Source organism: Cellulophaga sp. 20_2_10 (genome assembly GCF_023476645.1).
Taxonomy (GTDB): domain Bacteria; phylum Bacteroidota; class Bacteroidia; order Flavobacteriales; family Flavobacteriaceae; genus Cellulophaga.
Map to the genome: position 1 here is coordinate 332,926 of NZ_JAMCOJ010000004.1, position 18,302 is coordinate 351,227.

General features: G+C 32.7%; 20 protein-coding genes. 13 read left to right on the top strand and 7 right to left on the bottom strand.

Annotation, left to right across the window (positions count from 1 at the left end; translation table 11 throughout):
- Window positions 1–87: 87 nt before the first annotated feature.
- The gene (locus M4I21_RS10120) at window positions 88–741 is read left to right on the top strand and encodes a hypothetical protein (protein WP_249559026.1); all 654 of its coding nucleotides are present in this window, start codon (window positions 88–90) and stop codon (window positions 739–741) included.
- A gap of 51 nt (window positions 742–792) precedes the next feature.
- On the opposite strand, the gene M4I21_RS10125 is transcribed toward M4I21_RS10120, so the two are convergent.
- Genes M4I21_RS10125 through dnaA form a run of 3 tightly spaced genes read right to left on the bottom strand, consistent with a single transcriptional unit; the run spans window position 793 to window position 3,409 of the window.
- The gene (locus M4I21_RS10125; protein WP_249559027.1) at window positions 793–1,512 is read right to left on the bottom strand and encodes an SAM-dependent methyltransferase; all 720 of its coding nucleotides are present in this window, start codon (window positions 1,510–1,512) and stop codon (window positions 793–795) included.
- Window positions 1,505–1,975 carry a low molecular weight protein-tyrosine-phosphatase gene (locus M4I21_RS10130; protein WP_249559028.1) on the bottom strand — a complete coding sequence of 157 codons (471 nt, stop codon included), beginning with the start codon at window positions 1,973–1,975 and terminating at the stop codon, window positions 1,505–1,507. The genes M4I21_RS10125 and M4I21_RS10130 overlap by 8 nt, the downstream gene beginning before the upstream one ends.
- A 9-nt stretch (window positions 1,976–1,984) precedes the next feature.
- Window positions 1,985–3,409, bottom strand: a complete 1,425-nt coding sequence (gene dnaA / locus M4I21_RS10135) for a chromosomal replication initiator protein DnaA (protein WP_072302607.1) — start codon at window positions 3,407–3,409, stop codon at window positions 1,985–1,987.
- A 203-nt stretch (window positions 3,410–3,612) separates the two neighbouring features.
- On the opposite strand from dnaA, the gene M4I21_RS10140 reads away from it, so the two are divergent.
- Window positions 3,613–4,023, top strand: coding sequence for an acyl-CoA thioesterase (locus M4I21_RS10140; RefSeq protein ID WP_249559029.1), 411 nt, complete (start codon window positions 3,613–3,615; stop codon window positions 4,021–4,023).
- Here M4I21_RS10140 and M4I21_RS10145 read toward each other — a convergent pair.
- From M4I21_RS10145 to ribD, 4 genes are read right to left on the bottom strand one after another with little or no spacing between them, the layout of a single operon-like run.
- Entirely contained in the window at window positions 4,020–4,628 is a 609-nt protein-coding gene (locus M4I21_RS10145; RefSeq protein WP_249559030.1) for an IMPACT family protein, read from the bottom strand. The genes M4I21_RS10140 and M4I21_RS10145 overlap by 4 nt on opposite strands.
- A 1-nt stretch (window position 4,629) precedes the next feature.
- Window positions 4,630–5,490 (bottom strand): EamA family transporter, encoded by an 861-nt coding sequence (locus tag M4I21_RS10150; RefSeq protein ID WP_249559031.1) that lies wholly within the window; start codon window positions 5,488–5,490, stop codon window positions 4,630–4,632.
- 2 nt (window positions 5,491–5,492) lie between these two features.
- On the bottom strand, window positions 5,493–6,095 hold the full coding sequence (locus M4I21_RS10155; RefSeq protein WP_249559033.1) for an HAD family hydrolase: 603 nt from the start codon (window positions 6,093–6,095) through the stop codon (window positions 5,493–5,495).
- On the bottom strand, window positions 6,088–7,140 hold the full coding sequence (gene ribD, locus M4I21_RS10160) for a bifunctional diaminohydroxyphosphoribosylaminopyrimidine deaminase/5-amino-6-(5-phosphoribosylamino)uracil reductase RibD (protein WP_249559035.1): 1,053 nt from the start codon (window positions 7,138–7,140) through the stop codon (window positions 6,088–6,090). Before ribD ends, M4I21_RS10155 begins: the two co-directional genes overlap by 8 nt.
- Before the next feature lie 41 nt (window positions 7,141–7,181).
- Between ribD and M4I21_RS10165 the strand changes: the two genes are divergently transcribed.
- The 11 genes from M4I21_RS10165 (at window position 7,182) to M4I21_RS10215 (ending at window position 18,254) form a co-directional block, all read left to right on the top strand.
- The gene (locus M4I21_RS10165) at window positions 7,182–7,667 is read left to right on the top strand and encodes a GNAT family N-acetyltransferase (protein WP_249559036.1); all 486 of its coding nucleotides are present in this window, start codon (window positions 7,182–7,184) and stop codon (window positions 7,665–7,667) included.
- A gap of 53 nt (window positions 7,668–7,720) precedes the next feature.
- Window positions 7,721–8,572, top strand: a complete 852-nt coding sequence (gene prmC, locus M4I21_RS10170; protein WP_249559037.1) for a peptide chain release factor N(5)-glutamine methyltransferase — start codon at window positions 7,721–7,723, stop codon at window positions 8,570–8,572.
- A 68-nt stretch (window positions 8,573–8,640) separates the two neighbouring features.
- Window positions 8,641–10,635 (top strand): NAD-dependent DNA ligase LigA, encoded by a 1,995-nt coding sequence (gene ligA, locus M4I21_RS10175; protein WP_249559038.1) that lies wholly within the window; start codon window positions 8,641–8,643, stop codon window positions 10,633–10,635.
- Between the two features lie 162 nt (window positions 10,636–10,797).
- Window positions 10,798–11,331 (top strand): DUF6913 domain-containing protein, encoded by a 534-nt coding sequence (locus M4I21_RS10180; RefSeq protein ID WP_249559039.1) that lies wholly within the window; start codon window positions 10,798–10,800, stop codon window positions 11,329–11,331.
- Window positions 11,332–11,382: 51 nt separating this feature from the next.
- Window positions 11,383–12,273 carry a 4-hydroxy-tetrahydrodipicolinate synthase gene (gene dapA, locus M4I21_RS10185; RefSeq protein WP_249559040.1) on the top strand — a complete coding sequence of 297 codons (891 nt, stop codon included), beginning with the start codon at window positions 11,383–11,385 and terminating at the stop codon, window positions 12,271–12,273.
- Window positions 12,274–12,413: 140 nt separating this feature from the next.
- Window positions 12,414–13,226 carry an outer membrane protein assembly factor BamD gene (locus tag M4I21_RS10190; protein ID WP_249559041.1) on the top strand — a complete coding sequence of 271 codons (813 nt, stop codon included), beginning with the start codon at window positions 12,414–12,416 and terminating at the stop codon, window positions 13,224–13,226.
- A gap of 13 nt (window positions 13,227–13,239) precedes the next feature.
- The gene (locus tag M4I21_RS10195) at window positions 13,240–13,572 is read left to right on the top strand and encodes a DNA-directed RNA polymerase subunit omega (protein ID WP_072302594.1); all 333 of its coding nucleotides are present in this window, start codon (window positions 13,240–13,242) and stop codon (window positions 13,570–13,572) included.
- A 4-nt stretch (window positions 13,573–13,576) separates the two neighbouring features.
- A complete protein-coding gene (gene coaBC, locus M4I21_RS10200) occupies window positions 13,577–14,785 on the top strand; it encodes a bifunctional phosphopantothenoylcysteine decarboxylase/phosphopantothenate--cysteine ligase CoaBC (RefSeq protein ID WP_249559042.1) in 1,209 nt (402 codons plus the stop codon).
- Entirely contained in the window at window positions 14,778–15,668 is an 891-nt protein-coding gene (gene porD / locus M4I21_RS10205; RefSeq protein WP_249559043.1) for a type IX secretion system protein PorD, read from the top strand. The genes coaBC and porD overlap by 8 nt, the downstream gene beginning before the upstream one ends.
- 52 nt (window positions 15,669–15,720) lie before the next feature.
- Complete coding sequence (gene recN, locus M4I21_RS10210; RefSeq protein WP_249559044.1) at window positions 15,721–17,373, top strand: DNA repair protein RecN; 1,653 nt, start codon at window positions 15,721–15,723, stop codon at window positions 17,371–17,373.
- Between the two features lie 65 nt (window positions 17,374–17,438).
- On the top strand, window positions 17,439–18,254 hold the full coding sequence (locus M4I21_RS10215; RefSeq protein ID WP_072302590.1) for an enoyl-ACP reductase FabI: 816 nt from the start codon (window positions 17,439–17,441) through the stop codon (window positions 18,252–18,254).
- The last annotated feature ends 48 nt before the right edge of the window (window positions 18,255–18,302 follow it).

Sequence of the window (18,302 nt, forward strand, 5' to 3'; positions counted from 1 at the left end):
TATGAGGAGTAAATTTGCACCCGAGAAATTTAAGCAGCCTTAATATTAATTTAATATTAAACCGTTAGTCTTAAGAAATAAAACTATATGAGAAAGTGGATTAGTAAATTAATCCCCCTAATCATGATTTTTATTTTAACGAGTTTTAGTTACAATATAATGGTTCCTAGTACGGCTAAAGTAACGTTACCTAAGACACTTAAGATAAATGAACCTACTGAGGTTTTGTACCCCAAATACAAAACTACTATAGATGATGATGAAATGCTGAGTGTTAATCCACCTTTTTTAGGAGATTCTTACACGGCATTTAAAGAAGCTCTTGCATTTAAAGAGTCTCAGGGAGATTATTTTGTAATAAACACGTTAGGGTACTTAGGAAAGTATCAGTTTGGAGCAGAGACACTGCAGTTACTAGGAGTTACAAATGTGACGTCCTTTTTAAGAAATCCAATCTTGCAAGAGAAGGTATTTTATACCAACTTGTCTAGAAATAAATGGATTTTGCGTAGAGATATTAAGCGATTTGCAGGTCGTAAAATAGCTGGATTAGATATTACCGAATCTGGAATTTTGGCAGCAGCCCATTTGGCGGGTCCAGGAAACGTAAAGAAATTTTTACGTTCTAGAGGTACACGTACAGTGCAAGATGCATACGGTTCTAGTATTAGTTATTACATGAAAATTTTTGCAGGTTACGATGTATCTGTTGTAAAACCAGTAAGAAACCCAAGAATTTAAAAGTACTACATAATTTAAAAAGCCTAACAATTTTATTTGTTAGGCTTTTTTTTATGAATGAAAAATAAAAATTGTTGGTCTTTTATTTAGATCGATGTTTATTTTTTTCCACTCTGCTACCGTATTTGTTGCTATTTGCTCTGTAGGGAGTGTTATGTCTGTTGCAATACATAAAAGCGTTTGGCTGCTTAGTGTTTTTAAGAACTCGGCGAGTAGCTTATCATTTCTGTAAGGTGTCTCTATAAAAATCTGTGATTGATTTAATTCTTTAGAAATACGCTCCATTTTTTTTATGGTAGACTTTCTTTCGCCATCATCTATTGGTAAGTAGCCATTAAAGGCAAAACTTTGGCCATTTAATCCGCTAGCCATTAAAGCAAGAAAGATAGAAGAAGGTCCTACTAAAGGGACTACTTGTATTTTTTTCTGATGTGCAATTTTAACAACTTCTGCTCCTGGATCTGCAATACCAGGGCAGCCCGCTTCTGATATTATTCCAATATTATAGCCTTCTAAGCAAGGGTTTAAAAAACTAGGAATACTTAATGGATCTGTAAACTTGTTTATTAATTCTATGTGTAAACTTGGTTGAGATTTTCCGGAGCTTATCTTTTTTATAAATCTTCTGGCTGTTTTCTCATTCTCTACTATATAGTAGTCTATGTTTTCTATAGCTCGTTTAATAGAAATTGGCAATACTTCTAATGGTTCGTTGTCACCTAAGGTTGTAGGTATTAAGTATACTTTTCCTATTTTGGTTGTATTATCCATTAGTTTGCTGTTCTTTAATCGTTTTAGCTATATTGCTACAGGCTTGGTCTATTAGTTTGTAAACATCTTCAAAACCACTGTCTCCTCCATAATAAGGATCTGGAACTTCAGTAATTTTTGTGTCTATGTGGTTAAGTAAAAGTTTTACTTTGGCTATTTGTTCTTTGTTGTGGGCTTGGGCAATTACATTGTCGTAATTACTTTTGTCCATAACATAGATAGTGGTAAACTCTTCAAAATCTGCATTTGTAAATTTTCTACAAACTTGTCTGCTTATGTCTATGTTGTATTTTTTAGCCACAGCAATAGATCTAGGATCAGGGGCGTTACCTATGTGGTAGCCAGCAGTACCGGCAGAATCTACAAAAGTTGCATTGGGGTTAACCTTATTTTTAAGGATCCCTTCAGCCAATGGTGACCTACAGATATTTCCAAGGCAAACCATTAGTATTTTTGTTTTCATCTTAAAAAGTTAAGAGAATTTTTTAGTAAGATCTTCTATATATTTACGAAACTGTTTATCTGTTTCTGCTAAATTATCTACAGTTTTACAAGCGTGTAATACCGTAGCGTGGTCTCTTTTTCCTATTTGAGAACCAATACTAGCTAAAGATGCTTTTGTAAACCTCTTTGCAAAGAACATTGCTAATTGTCTAGCTTGTACAATATGTCTTTTCCTTGTTTTAGATTGTAATGTAGAAACATCCATTTCAAAATAATCTGAAACTACTTTTTGTATGTAGTCTATAGATACTTCTCTTTTTGTGTTTTTTACAAATTTTTCTACAATCTGTTGTGCAAGTTCAATTGTAATTTCTTTTTTATTAAAAGAAGATTGAGCTATTAAAGAAATAACAGCGCCTTCTAATTCCCTGATGTTAGATTTGATGTTTTTAGCAACATAATCTATAATTTCTTCAGGCATTTCTACACCATCTCTGTAAAGCTTATTCTTTAAAATAGAAACTCTAGTTTCGTAATCTGGTGTTTGTAACTCAGCAGATAACCCCCATTTAAATCTTGATAACAAACGTTGTTCTATATCCTGCATATCTACAGGAGCCTTATCAGATGTTAAGATTACCTGTTTTCCATTTTGGTGTAAATGGTTAAAAATATGAAAGAAAACATCCTGTGTACCAGACTTACCAGAAAGGAATTGTACATCATCAATAATTAAGATATCTATTAATTGATAGAAATGAATAAAATCATTTCTTGTATTCTTTTTAACAGATTCTATATATTGTTGTGTAAATTTTTCAGCAGAAATATATAAAACAGTTCTTTCTGGGTATTTGTCTTTTATTTCTACGCCAATAGCATGTGCTAAATGCGTTTTACCTAAACCTACACCACCAAATATTAATAGTGGATTAAAAGAAGTTCCTCCAGGTTTATTAGCTACTGCCATACCAGCAGATCTAGCTAATCTATTAGAGTCACCTTCTAAAAAGTTATCAAAATTATAGTTAGGGTTTAGTTGAGATTCAATTTTTATATTTCTAATACCAGGAATAACAAACGGATTTCTTAATTCTGGATTTTTAGATTTTATAGGAACATCTAATTCTTGTGCAGAAACGGTGCTTCTGTTAGAACTAGGTATTTTTTCAGTAAATGGTTCTCTATTACCGTATGTGTTTTCCATTCTAATAATGTAAACCAACTTAGCATTTTCTCCTAATTCTTTTGTAAGAGATACTTTTAGTAGTTTAACATAGTGCTCTTCAAGCCATTCGTAAAAGAATTTACTAGGCACTTGAACGCTTAAAGAATTATCGGATAATTTAACGGGTTTTATAGGTTCAAACCATGTTTTGAATGCTTGGGGTTGAATGTTGTCTTTGATGAAAGACAAACAATTATTCCATACTGATTCTGCAGTAACACTCATTATTTGATAATCTTTTTTTTGGTTAGTATTTTTGTTCTCGCTGTAAGAAAATGGGAAATATTGACTCTCTTATCAGGGGAGGCAAATATGTGAACAAAATTCCTAAAAAAAAAATCAATTACTATTGAATTTGAAGTTTTTTTTTCGCATGTTGCATACTCAATATTTACATCCTTTAAATATATAATTTTTGATTCAATATTATGCATAAAAATGAAATTTCTTTTACAGTAAGATATAGTGAAACAGACCAGATGGGAGTTGTATATCACGGTAATTATGCACAATACCTAGAGCTTGGGAGGTTAAGCTGGTTAAGGGATTTAGATGTTTCTTACAAAAAAATGGAAGAGAGTGGTATTATTTTGCCAGTAATTTCTTTACAAATTAATTTTAAGAAATCTGCTTTGTATGACGACCTTCTTACGGTGGTTACAAAACTAAAAAAAACACCTTCTGTTAAGATAGAATTTGATTACGAAATTTATAATGAAAAGAAAGAACTTTTAGTAACTGCAAATACCGTATTGGCTTTTTTAAATAAGGAGACAAAAAGACCAATTAAGTGTCCAGATTATGTTTTAGAAAAGATAAAAGATTATTATGATTTTTAAGATTCAATTTTAATATACTGCATGGTATTAAAGATGTTAAAAATTTCATCTGCTTTTGTTTTTCTTACGGAGATAATATAGCTACAACTTGCTTCCAATTTTTGAGATAAAATATCTAAGTTTTTTTGTTTTATTACACGCATTACACTGTTCATATCCTTATACTCAAAAGTAATTTTATAATGTTGTGTTATAATTTTCTTTTTAATTGTAGCTTCTTCTAGTGCAATTTGCGCAGCTGTTTTGTATGCGCTAATTAAACCTCCAACACCAAGTTTTGTACCTCCAAAGATACGTGCAACAGCAATTAGTACATTGGTGACATCAAAAGCTTGTATTTGCCCGTAAATAGGGAGTCCGGCGGAGTTATTTGGTTCCCCATCGTCGTTTGCTCGGTACCGTACGGTATCTGTACCTAATTGCCATGCATAGCAAACGTGGTTTGCTGTGTGGTGTTTCTTTTTTAGATCTTCAATTATTGGTTTTACATCATCTTCACTTGTAATAGGGAATACGTAACCAAAAAATTTACTTTTTCTATCTTTATATAAAATCTCAGGTCCAGGTGCGTCTACAGTTAAATAAGTGTCTTTCTCTTTACTCATACTACATTGCCATTAAAATTATGCTGCATATTGCAAGTCCAATACCAATCCAATTTTTAGAACTTAGTTTTTCTTTAAAAAATAGTATACCAATTACTGTAGTTAATAGAACTATGGCAACATTGTTTATTGTAAAAATAGATGCATTTGTAAAATTAGACTCTCCTAATGCCTTTATTAGGTAGTAAATTGAAAAAAAGTTAGGTATGCCAAGGAATATTCCTGCAACTACATTTTTTAAATCTACTTTTATCGGTTGTTTCTTTGTCTTGATTAGAATAAATAGTATACCCAATATACCAGCAATTAAAAATGTAAATGAAGAGAATAGGGGAATTTCTACCTCGCTAACATAGGCTTCTTTTAAGTATTTAAGACTTATGTCTATAGTTCCAGAACCTGTAAATACAAGAAACGGTAGAACTAGAGTTTTTGGTTGAAAATTTTCTTTTCTATTTTTTACAGAAGCAAAGTATACCGCGCATAATGCTAGTAGTATGCCTAGTGCCTTTAAAGGAGTTAAGTGCTCGTTGTATAAGTAAATTCCACCAACTACAGGGACTACTAATGACATTTTGGTTGCTACAGAGGCCACAGAAACACCTAATTGCTGAGAGGTTTTTGCCATTACATAAAAGACAACTATAAAAAGAAAACCAAGAAAAATAGCGCCAATAAACCAAGGCTTTCCCGGTATCTCGCTAATTGTTACGGGACTTTTGTAAAAAAACAAACCAACCAAGCACGCCACAAAGTAATTGCTAATAATAGCATAAAGTGTCTGTATTTTGTAAGTATGAAAAAGCTTAAAGACGATAAAGATTAAACTAGAGAATAAGATGCTTAACACTAAATTAATCATATTTATAATTTACTTTTTAGGTTGATGATGTCTTCTTTGCCTACCTGTAAATTCCAGTTTTTGATGCCTAGCAGCTCAGCAGCATCTGTATTTTCTTTTGTGTCGTCTATAAAAAAGCTTTCTTCTGCTTTTAAGTTATTTTCTTTTAGAACAAACTGATAAATAGATGCGTCTGGTTTTCTTAGGTTTATCTCGTGCGATAAATAGAATTTTTCAAAACAGTTCTGGAATCTAGTGTATCTTTTAATCCCCATGTTTTTTATAACCTGCTCTATGTGTAATTCATTGGTATTACTTAATAAAAACAAGCGATAGTTGTTTTCGTTAGCAAGTGATTCTATAAATAATAAACGTTCTTCAGGAAAATCTAAAATAATTTTGTTCCATGCAGCGCGTAGTTCTTTTGGAGTAGCTTTTGGTAAAATTAGATTTGTTGTGCTAATAAAATCAGTAGAAGAAATTAATCCTTTTTCATAATCTTTCATTAGTTTGTCTAACTCGTCTGTAATTTCTTTAAAACCAAACTTACTTAATTCTAAAGCTGTTGCAGTTTTGTCTAGGTTTATAAAAATATCACCAAAATCAAAAATTATATTCTTAATCATTATAATAAAGCTTTAAAATGTCGACTTTAATTGTTGTAGTAGTTTTAAGATTACCTTTAAAAGCAGGTGCCTTTGTACCTTCTGTAAAGGTGTTTGTTCCTGTAAATACACGAGCTTCATCCCAAAGATTTTCGTCTATAAAGGTTTGCAGTGTTTTGGAGCCACCTTCAATTATAACACTAAGTATGTTGTGTTTGTAAAGTATGTTACTTATTTCTTTTGCTATGGGTTTATCAAAATCAATTAGTTGGTAAAAAACTCCATCTACTTGTTTTTCTTTGTCTAGTTTACTTGTAATAACAATGGTTTTTACGGATAAATCTAAGGTGTTTTTAGTAGTGTCAATTTTTAAGTTGCGATCTATAAGAATTCTTGTAGGTGCTTTTCCGTACCAATTTCTAACATCTAACTTTGGGTTGTCTTCTAAAACTGTATTTGTGCCAACTAAAATAGCTTGTTCTTGACTTCTCCATTGATGAACAAGTTGTCTAGATGCCTTTGTTGTTATCCAAAAAGGCTCTGGATTTGTGCTTCTTTTGTTTTTTAGAGGAGCAATGAAGCCATCATTTGTTTCTGCCCATTTTAAAATAATATAGGGTCTCTTTTTTTCGTAAAAACACAAAAAGCGTTTGTGGTGTTCGCGACATTCTTTTTCTAGAATACCAGTAATAACGTTACAGCCTGCATTTTTTAACTTTTTAATTCCGGCACCAGCAACTTTTTCATGCGGATCCGTAAGGCCAATAATTACATTTGGTATTTTATGTTTTACAATTAAGTCTGCACAAGGTGGTGTTTTTCCGTAATGAGAGCATGGCTCTAGGGTAACGTACAAGGAAGCTTTGTTTAGCAGTGTTTTGTCTTTTACACTATTAATTGCGTTTACTTCTGCATGAGAACCTCCATAGGGGGAAGTAAAACCTTCGCCAATAATAGTGCTGTTGTGTACAATTATGGCGCCAACCATAGGGTTTGGGAAAGTAGATCCTAATCCGTTTTTGGCTATTTGTATACAGCGTAAAATGTATTTTTCATGTATCTTCACTTCGCAAAAATAGAATAATAAAAAGATATAGTATTTGTTTCATGGAGAATGTAGTTATTAGACCTATTTTAGAAAAGGATAATGTTGCTGTTGCAGAGGTTATTAGAAGTGTTTTAATGGATCTTGGAGCGCCTAAAGTGGGTACTGCTTATGCAGATAAGGCATTATATAGTATGTATGAAAACTATAATATCCCTAAAGCAACTTATTTTGTAGCAGAAAAAGAAGGTAAAATTATTGGTTGCGCAGGAGTTGCGCAATTAGATAATTATGAAGGTAATGTCTGCGAGCTACAAAAAATGTACTTTTTAGAAGAGGCTAGAGGTAAAGGTTTGGGTAGTAAAATGATAGATGTTTGTATTGCTAAAGCACGCGAATATGGCTTTGATAAATGCTACTTAGAGACTATGCCGTATATGGATGGTGCTCAGAAATTATATAAAAAAACAGGGTTTAAATATATAGATGCTCCAATGGGAGATACGGGCCACTATTCTTGTCCGGTTTATATGCTGTTAGATTTGTAAGTATGTTTCATGTACTGTTTTTAATAAACTAATTTAAAATACTGGTTTTTAGTATGTTGTTAAGAGAAATAAAGAAAATTTACCATACAGAATTAGATGCTATTTACCCTGTAGAGGAGGTAAATAGTTTTTTTTATATGACAATTGAGCATTATCTTGATTTAGAGCGATTTATATTGGCATTACAGCCAGATTATGTAGTAGCTAAAGAAGAAGAAACTTCTTTGTTTTTGACTATAAACCTGTTAAAAAAGCACATTCCCATACAGTATATTTTAGGTACAGCGCATTTTATGGGGTTGGATTTTAATGTAAGTCCTAATGTGTTAATTCCTAGGCCAGAAACAGAGGAGTTGGTAAGTTGGATTTTAAGTGAAACACCACTAGATAGGGAAGTAAATATACTAGATATTGGTACTGGTAGTGGTTGTATTGCTATTTCATTGGCTAAAAACTTACCCAGCGCTAATGTTTTTGCATTAGATGTTTCTAAAGAAGCTCTGGTAGTTGCAAATAAAAATGCAGAAAACAACAGTGTGCTTATTACTTTTTTAGAGAATAATATATTACAAGAACCAAGTCTTCAGCAAAAATTTGATATTATAGTTTCTAATCCGCCTTATGTTAGAGAGTTAGAGAAAAAAGAAATGACCGCGAATGTTTTAGAGCACGAGCCTAGTTTAGCCCTTTTTGTGTCAGACAAAGAACCCTTAACTTTTTACAATGCAATTACCAATTTTTCAGCTAAGCACTTAAAAGATACTGGTAAGTTGTATTTTGAAATTAACCAATATTTAGGAGCTGAAACCCAAGATCTTTTAGAACAACAAGATTTTGTGGCGATTGAATTGCGTAAAGATATGTATGGTAACGATAGAATGTTAAAAGGGCAATTAACAAAGTAGTAATAGATAAAATGACATCAAACTAAAGAAAAATAATTTTTTAGTGCGATGAAAAATAAAGAATAAGAATGTTAGTAAAAGAACAAATAGAAGCATTACGCCAAGAGTTGCGCGAGCACAATTATAATTATTACGTTTTAGACACACCAACGATATCAGATTATGATTTTGATATAAAGTTGAAAGAACTACACGTATTAGAGAGTAAGCACCCTGAGTTTTATGATGCTAATTCACCAACATTAAGAGTGGGGGGTGAGATTACTAAAAACTTTAATACTGTTGTGCATGAGCACAGAATGTATTCTTTAGATAACTCGTACTCAAAAGAAGATTTATTAGATTGGGAAAAGCGTGTAGAGAAAATATTAGGAGATTCAAATATAGAATTTACGTGCGAGCTAAAGTATGATGGGGCTTCTATTAGTTTAACTTACGAAGATGGTAAACTGGTACGTGCGGTTACTCGTGGAGACGGTTTTCAAGGGGATGAAGTTACAACCAATATAAAAACAATAAAGTCTGTACCCTTGCAGCTAAAAGGAGATTATCCTGCTAAATTTGATATAAGAGGAGAAATTGTATTGCCTTTTGAAGGGTTTTATAAAATGAACGAGGAACGCGTTGCTAATGGTGAGGATCCTTATATGAATCCAAGAAACACAGCTTCTGGTAGTTTAAAGCTGCAAGACAGTTCTTTAGTGGCCCAACGCCCTTTAGAGTGTTTGTTGTATAGTGTTGTGGGTACTAATTTAGGTTTGGAAACTCAGTTTGGAGCTTTAGAGAAAACACGTTCTTGGGGTTTTAAAGTCCCAACAGTTGCTAAACTTTGTAAAAGTGTGGACGAAGTAATGGCGTTTGTGGAACATTGGGATGTGCATAGACACGAGTTGCCTTATGAGACAGATGGAGTAGTAGTTAAGGTTAATATGTTACGTCATCAAGAAGAGTTAGGTTATACGTCTAAGTCGCCACGCTGGGCTATGGCTTATAAGTTTAAGGCGGAGCAAGTTTCTACTGTTTTAAATGAAATAACGTATCAGGTAGGACGCACAGGAGCAATTACTCCAGTTGCTAATTTAACTCCGGTTTTATTAGCTGGTACAACGGTTAAAAGAGCTTCTTTGCATAATGCAGATCAGATAGAGAAATTAGATGTTAGAGTAGGAGATACTGTTTTTGTAGAAAAAGGAGGAGAGATAATCCCTAAAATTGTTGGAGTAGATTTAACTGTAAGACCAGGAGATTCTTTGCCTACTCATTATATAGAAGAATGTCCGGAGTGTAGTACCAGGCTGGTAAGAACTGAGGGTGATGCTAAACATTTTTGTCCTAATGAATATGGTTGTCCACCACAGATAACAGGCAGAATTCAGCATTTTATATCTAGAAAAGCAATGGATATAGATGGTTTGGGTAGTGAGACGGTTGAGCTACTTTTTAAAGAGGGATTAATTAAAGACTATGCAGATTTATATACGTTGACTGTAGATCAATTATTGCCGTTAGAACGTATGGCAAAGAAATCTGCAGAGAATCTAGTTATGGGTGTAGCAGCTTCTGTTGTGATTCCTTTTGAGCGTGTTTTATTTGCATTAGGAATACGTTTTGTAGGTGAAACTGTAGCTAAAAAATTAGCTAAGGCTTATAAAAATATAGACGCATTAATGTATGCTTCTGCATTAGAATTGGCTACAGTAGATGAAATTGGTGAACGTATAGCATCTAGTGTTGTTGCATTTTTTGAGAACGAAATTAATTTAGATAATATAAATAGGTTAAAAAGTTATGGACTTCAGTTTGAACTTTCTGCCGATAAATTGCTAAATCAGACAGAAAAATTAAAAGGAGAAACATATGTTGTTTCTGGCGTTTTTGAAATGAGTAGAAATGACCTTAAAAAACTTATCGAAGATAATGGAGGTAAAGTAGGTTCTTCTATCTCTTCTAAAACAACTTTTTTAGTTGCAGGAGATAAAATGGGCCCAAGTAAGCGTACAAAAGCAGAGAGTTTAGATGTGCCTATTATAACAGAAGAAGAATTTTTAAGTAAAGTGTTATAAAATAAATATTCCCTAAATAGCTATATGAAAGTTGTTTAGGGTTTTTTGAATTCAGATTGTTACATTTGTAACAAAATGTTTTATTTAAAAAATAAACTAGCTTTGTATCTTTGCCTTAAATTGTGCTAGATAATAATTACATTTGTGTAAATGTAAAATTGCATGTTAAAAGGCATAAAAAATAAATTAAAACGTAAGGCAGCTCTAAAGTTTTTAAACGTAAACAAAAACAAGGTTGTTGCTTGTTCTAGAGTTACTAAAGGAATAAGTAAAATAGGGTGCATTGTAGATTTAGACAGCTTTGCAGATGGTACTGTTTTTAATGAGTTTATTAAAGAGTTTTCTTTGCAGCCAAACGCGTTAAAGATTATAGGGTACAAGAAAGAGCAAGATAAAAACTCACCTTATTCTACTCCAGTTTTTTCTGAAGAAGATTTAGGTTGGGGAGCAAAAATAGAGAATAGTTATGCATTGGAGTTTTTAGATAATGAGTACGATTTGCTTATAAACTATTATGCGGAAGATAATTTATTGCTACAACTAATGACAGTACAAGCTAAGGCGAGGTTAAAAGTTGGTTTTGGTGAAGTAGATGAAAAATTAAATGATTTAATTCTTAATGTACCTATTAAGGATTTTAGCATTTTTAAAAAGGAACTGGGTAAATATCTCTCGGTTTTAAATGAAATAAAATAAGAACGTACCAGAAAGCGCGTTCTTAAATTTTGATTATTAAAATTTATACGTGTGAAAGAATTAGTTGGTACTGGTGTTGCGCTAGTTACACCCTTTAAAGAAGATTTGTCTGTAGATATTACAGCATTACAGAATATTGTTGAGTATAATATAGCTAACGGTGTTACTTATCTAGTGGTTTTAGGAACTACAGGAGAACCGGCTACGCTAACGGCAGAAGAAAAACAATTGGTTATAGATACAGTTGTTGCGGTAAATGCCGGTAGGTTGCCTTTAGTGTTAGGTGTAGGCGGTAATAATACAATGGCTGTTGTTGCAGAATTAAAAGAAAGAGATTTAAGTCATTTTGTAGCTGTACTATCAGTTTCGCCATACTACAATAAGCCAACTCAAGAAGGAATATACCAGCATTTTAAAGCGATATCATTAGCATCTCCAAAACCTATAATAGTATATAATGTACCTGGTAGAACGGGTAGTAATATGCTAGCGTCTACAACAGTTAGGTTGGCAAAAGACTTTGCTAACATTGTTGCAATAAAAGAAGCTTGTGGAGATATGGTGCAAATCTTATCTATTATAAAAGACAAGCCAGAAGACTTTATGGTCATCTCTGGGGACGATTTTACAGCTTTGTCTACTGTTTTAGCAGGCGGATCTGGAGTAATATCTGTTATTGGTCAGGGTTTGCCCGCCGAGTTCTCTAAAATAATTTCTTTAGGTTTAAATAATAATGCGGTAGAAGCGCACTTGTTATACAACGGGTTGCATAATAGTATAGACTATATATTTAGAGAGGGTAACCCAGCAGGGATTAAAACTATCTTTGAAAATTTAGGCCTTTCTACAGCTAAGGTTAGGCTACCATTAATAGAGGCTACTCCTGAATTAAAAGCAATAATTAATGATTTTATGCGTGATTTTAAGAAAGAACTAGTCTAACAATTTGTTTATTATTAGTAATTAAAGTTAAAACTTAGCCAAAAACTACGCTAAAGAATTTTCACATTCCTACTTTAGCAGTATAAAAAATGTTTTTTATATCCGTATAGAATGACTAATTTTGCAAAATGTTTTTAAGAATGAGGAAATTATTACCCCTTTTATCGTTAGTATTGGTGTTAGCGTCTTGTAGTGAATACCAGAAGGTGCTAAAAAACCAAGAGATAAAGCCTAAATATGAAATGGCTGAAAAGTTTTACGAAGAAGGCGATTTTAAAAGAGCGAACCGTTTATTTGATCAAATAGCTCCTAAGTATATAGGAAAAGCCCAAGGAGAGCGTGTTATGTTTTTCTATGCTAATACTTATTATGAGATAGGGCAATATAATGATGCAGGATATCAGTTTGAGCGTTTTGTAAAGGCGTATCCTAAAAGTGAAAAAGTACAACAGGCATCGTTTATGAGTGCTAAAAGTTACTATCACTTATCTCGCAAATTTTCTTTAGATCAGACAGATACAGATAAGGCTTTGTTAAAATTACAGAATTTTATTAATGCATATCCTGATTCAGAATATTTACCTGATGCAAATGTAATTGCAGCTAATTTAACTCAGAAAAAAGAAAAGAAATCTTTAGAGATCGCAAAGCAGTTCACTAAATTAGGTGAATTTTACGATTTAGAGTACTCTATTTCAGCTATCAAGGCATTAGAAAACTTTATTTTAGATAATCCAGGAACTATATATAAAGAAGAGGCATTATATTACAAGACACTTGCAGCATACAACTTAGCATTAAATAGTCATCCTCAGAAAAAGGAAGAGCGTTTAAATAATGCAAAAGAGGCATACAGTAAGTTTATAAAAACTTTTCCGGAAACAGAATTTGCTAAGAAGGCAAACAATATGGCGGAAAAAATTGATAAAGAATTACAAAATTATTCAAAATAAATACATTTAGGCTATGAATATGAACGACTTGAAAAATTCAAAAGCAGCTGTATCAACAACAACCATTAATAAAAATGAGTTTGATGCTGCTACAGGAAATATTTATGAAGCAATTTCTATTGTTTCTAAAAGAGCAATACAAATTAACTCTGATATTAAAAAAGAGCTTTTAGAAAAGTTAGAAGAATTTGCTACGTACAACGATAGTTTAGATGAAATTTTTGAAAACAAAGAGCAGATCGAAGTTTCTAAGTTTTACGAAAAACTTCCTAAGCCACACGCTTTAGCAGTAACAGAGTGGTTAGAGGATAGAATATACCATAGAAATACAGCGAAAGATTTATAGAGATATGTTAGGTGGTAAAAATATACTTTTAGGAATAACCGGAGGTATTGCCGCATACAAAACAACATTTCTTGTTCGCTTACTGATAAAAGCTGGTGCTAACGTTAAAGTTATTTTAACGGATAGCGCCAGCTCTTTTGTTTCTCCACTTACGTTAGCTACGCTATCTAAAAATCCTGTGTTAACATCTTTTGTAAGTGAAGATAAAGAAGAAGGAACATCTTGGAACAATCACGTAGAAATGGGGTTATGGGCAGATCTAATGGTTATTGCCCCAGCAACAGCTAATACATTGTCTAAAATGGCAAATGGTGTTTGCGATAATTTATTATTGGCAACATATTTGTCTGCTAAATGTCCCGTATTTTTTGCTCCGGCAATGGATTTGGATATGTATAAGCATCCGTCTACTTTGGCTTCTTTTGATAAATTACTCTCTTTTGGTAATATTATGATTCCTGCAGGAGCAGGGGAGTTGGCTAGTGGCTTATATGGTGAAGGCAGACTGGCAGAACCAGAAGAAATTGTAACGCAATTACAACAATATTTAAGTGCAGGATTACCATTAAGTGGTAAAAAAGTGATTATTACTGCAGGTCCAACTTACGAGGCTATAGATCCTGTACGTTTTATAGGGAACCATTCTTCAGGTAAAATGGGATACGAACTAGCTTTAGCAGCTGCAAGTAAAGGAGCTTCAGTAATTTTAGTTTCTGGTCCTTCTCATTTATCAATAACACATGATAATATTACCGTGGTACGTATTACATCTGCAGATCAAATGTATGTAGAGGTGCACAAGCATTATGCGACTACGGATATTGCTATATGTGCAGCAGCAGTTGCAGATTATAAGCCAAAAACCATTGCAGATCAAAAGATAAAAAAGAGCGATGCTGAGTTGCAAATAACACTGGTAAAAAATAAAGATATATTACTATCATTAGGAGACCAAAAAAAGCATCAATTTATAGTAGGTTTCGCTTTGGAGACGCAAAATGAAGTTGAAAATGCTATCAAAAAGCTAAAAAAGAAGAATTTAGATTTAATAGTTTTAAATTCTTTAAATGATAAAGGAGCGGGTTTTGGAAAATCAACCAATAAAATATCAATAATAGATAACAAATTAAATATAAAAACGTTTAAACTAAAGACAAAGGCAGATGTTGCCTTAGATATTGTAAATGAAATTATTATAAAAACGAATGTATAAACTTGTAATTGCTTTTTTTTGTTTTACTATTTTTTCTACTGCTACTGCACAGGAGCTTAACTGTACGGTAACTATTAACTCTGAGAAAGTAGGACAAACAAATCAGCAAGTTTTTAAAACATTAGAGCGGTCGCTTAATGATTTTATGAATAAAACAAAGTGGACAAATCGTATTTATAAAGATCAAGAGCGTATAAACTCTAGAATGTTTATAACAATATCTGAATATGAGTCTAATAGATTTAAGGCAGATATACAGATACAATCTTCTAGACCTGTTTTTAATACTTCTTACGAAACTCCTATTTTTAATTATAAAGACAACGAATTTAGTTTTACGTATATAGAATTTCAGCCATTGGTGTACAATCAAAATTCTTTCGATTCTAATTTGGTGGGTGTAATGTCTTACTACGCCTATATTATGCTAGGTTTAGATGCAGATAGCTTTGCGCTAGAGGGAGGAACTGAGTATTTTAAAAAAGCACAAAATATAGTAACACAGGCACAAGGAAATAATTCTGCAGGATGGAGTCAGTCTTCAGGTAAAAGAACTCGTTTTGAGTTGGTAGATAATATCTTATCTAATGCTTACAGAGAATATAGAGTTGCTATGTACAATTACCACAGAAAAGGTATGGATGTTTTGGCAGATAATAATAGCACGGGTAAACAGGTGATTTCTGGTACTATGCGTTTGTTGTCTACTATAGCTAAACGTAGAACAAATGCATTTTTACTACAGACCTTTTTTGATGCAAAATCAGAGGAAATAGTTAGTATCTTTTCTGATGGACCAAAAACAGATGTTGTTAAGTTAAAAGAAGTTTTAAATACTGCAGCACCTTTTTATTCTAGTACGTGGAATAAAATAAAATATTAACCTTCCCTTTTTATATTATAATTATATTTGATGTAATATTTAATTACACAAATTGTTAGTATCACTTTCTATAAAAAATTACGCTTTAATAGACCATTTAAATGTGTCTTTTACCAACGGTTTTACTGTTATAACAGGGGAAACCGGAGCTGGTAAATCTATCTTGTTAGGTGGTTTAGCATTGGTCTTAGGTAAGCGTGCAGATCTGTCGTCCTTACGAGACGAAGAGAAAAAATGTGTTATTGAAGCAGAATTTTCTATTGGAAAATATAACCTTCAGCCATTTTTTAATGAAAACGACGTAGATTATGAGGAACGCACCATTATAAGAAGAGAAATTTTACCCAGTGGTAAATCTAGAGCTTTTATTAATGACTCACCCGTTAAGCTTTCAATTTTAGCAGCTTTAGGAGACAGTTTAATAGATGTGCATTCGCAAAACCAAACATTGCAATTGGGAGATAATGCTTACCAATTTAAGGTAATAGATGGTTTAGCTTCTAATAAAGATTTATTAGTGAGTTATGCTAAAGATTTACGTTTGTACAAAAAAGAAACAAAGGCCTTAGAAGCCTTATTAGCTGCAAAGCAAGACGGTATAAAAGAGCACGACTATAATACATTTTTATTAAGTGAATTAGAAAGCGCTCCTTTAAAAGAAGGCATACTTGAAGAGTTAGAAGAGCAGTATGAGCAGTTGAATAATGTAGAAAACATTATGGAACAGCTATCTAAAGGTCATAATTTAATAGCTGATGAACAAGTAGGTATTTTAAATTTGTTAGCAGAATTAAAACAAGCATCTTCTAAATTAGCAGGTTATGGTTCTCAGTTTTCTACATTAAATGAACGTGTACAATCTGTTTTTATAGAGGTTGATGATATTTTTGAAGAATTTGAATCTTTACAAAATAATACAGAAGCCAATCCTAAAGTTTTAGAAGAGGTAAATACTAAATTGCAATTGTTGTACGATTTGCAAAAGAAGCATGGTGTTTTAGAAATTGAAGAACTCTTAAGAATTAAAGAAGAGTTGGCTGTAAAAGTAGATGCTACAGAAAATATAGATGCTACAATATTGGCAAAGGAATCAGAAATTAAGGCAAAAGAGAAGGCTTTAAACACTGTTTGTACTAAAATCTCTAAGCAACGAAAATCTATAATACCAGAATTAAAGAAACAATTAGAATCTATATTGGCATCATTGGGTATGCCTAGTGCAGAGTTTAAGATAGAGTTACATACAACTCCTACTTTTGTGTATAATGGTAAGGATGAGCTTATTTTTCAATTTTCGGCAAACAAAGGTTCTGCTTTTGGCGAGTTAAAGAAAGTAGCTTCTGGTGGAGAGTTATCTCGTATTATGTTAGCTATAAAAGCTGTTTTAGCAAAATATGAACATTTACCAACCTTAATGTTTGATGAAATTGATACAGGAGTATCTGGGGAAATATCAAACAGAATGGGAACTATTATGCAAGAGATGAGTGGCGGTATGCAAATATTTTCTATTACGCATTTACCGCAAGTGGCTTCTAAAGGGAATCATCACTACAAAGTATATAAAGAAGATAAAAATAACGTAACGCACACACAAATGAAGCAACTTACTACAGAAGAAAGAGTAGTGGAGTTAGCAGAAATGTTGGGTGGTAAAGATTTATCAGATTCGGCTATAGCACACGCAAGGCAGTTATTAAATTAGAAGCATTGCATTCTACTTTTTTTGAATATCTTTACGCGCACATAAATGACCAAAATAAATAGCAAATGGCATACAATTTATTAAAAGGAAAAAGAGGTATTATATTTGGAGCTTTAGATGAGAACTCTATAGCTTGGAAAACTGCAGAAAGAGTACACGCAGAAGGTGGTACTTTTGTGTTAACTAATGCACCAATAGCAATGCGTATGGGGCAAATAAATCAGTTAGCAGAAAAAACAGGATCAGAAATTATACCTGCAGATGCAACTAGCGAAGAAGATTTAAATAACTTGGTGGCAAAAGCTACAGAGATTTTAGGAGGTAAATTAGATTTTGTTTTACACTCTATTGGTATGTCTGTAAACGTAAGAAAAGGTCGTGCTTATACAGATGAGAAGTATGATTTTACTGCAAAAGGTTGGGATGTTTCTGCATTGTCTTTTCATAAAGTAATGCAAAGTTTATACAAAGCAGATGCAATGAACCAATGGGGAAGTATTGTAGCTTTAACATATATGGCTGCACAACGTACGTTCCCAGATTATAACGATATGGCAGACAATAAAGCGTATTTAGAGTCTGTAGCTCGTAGTTTTGGTTATTTCTTTGGTAAAGAAAAGCAAGTGCGTGTAAATACTATTTCTCAGTCTCCTACGCCAACAACAGCTGGTCAGGGTGTTAAAGGTTTTGGTGGTTTTATTGCTTATGCAGACAAAATGTCTCCATTAGGGAATGCAACTGCGCAAGATTGTGCAGATTACACAGTTTCATTGTTTTCAGACTTAACAAAGAAAGTAACAATGCAAAACTTATTTCATGATGGTGGTTTCTCTAACACAGGAGTTAGTCAAGAAGTTATAGAGCGTTTTACAGAAGAATAAGAATTATATAATTTAGTAAAAGCCATCCTTTTTAGGGGTGGCTTTTAT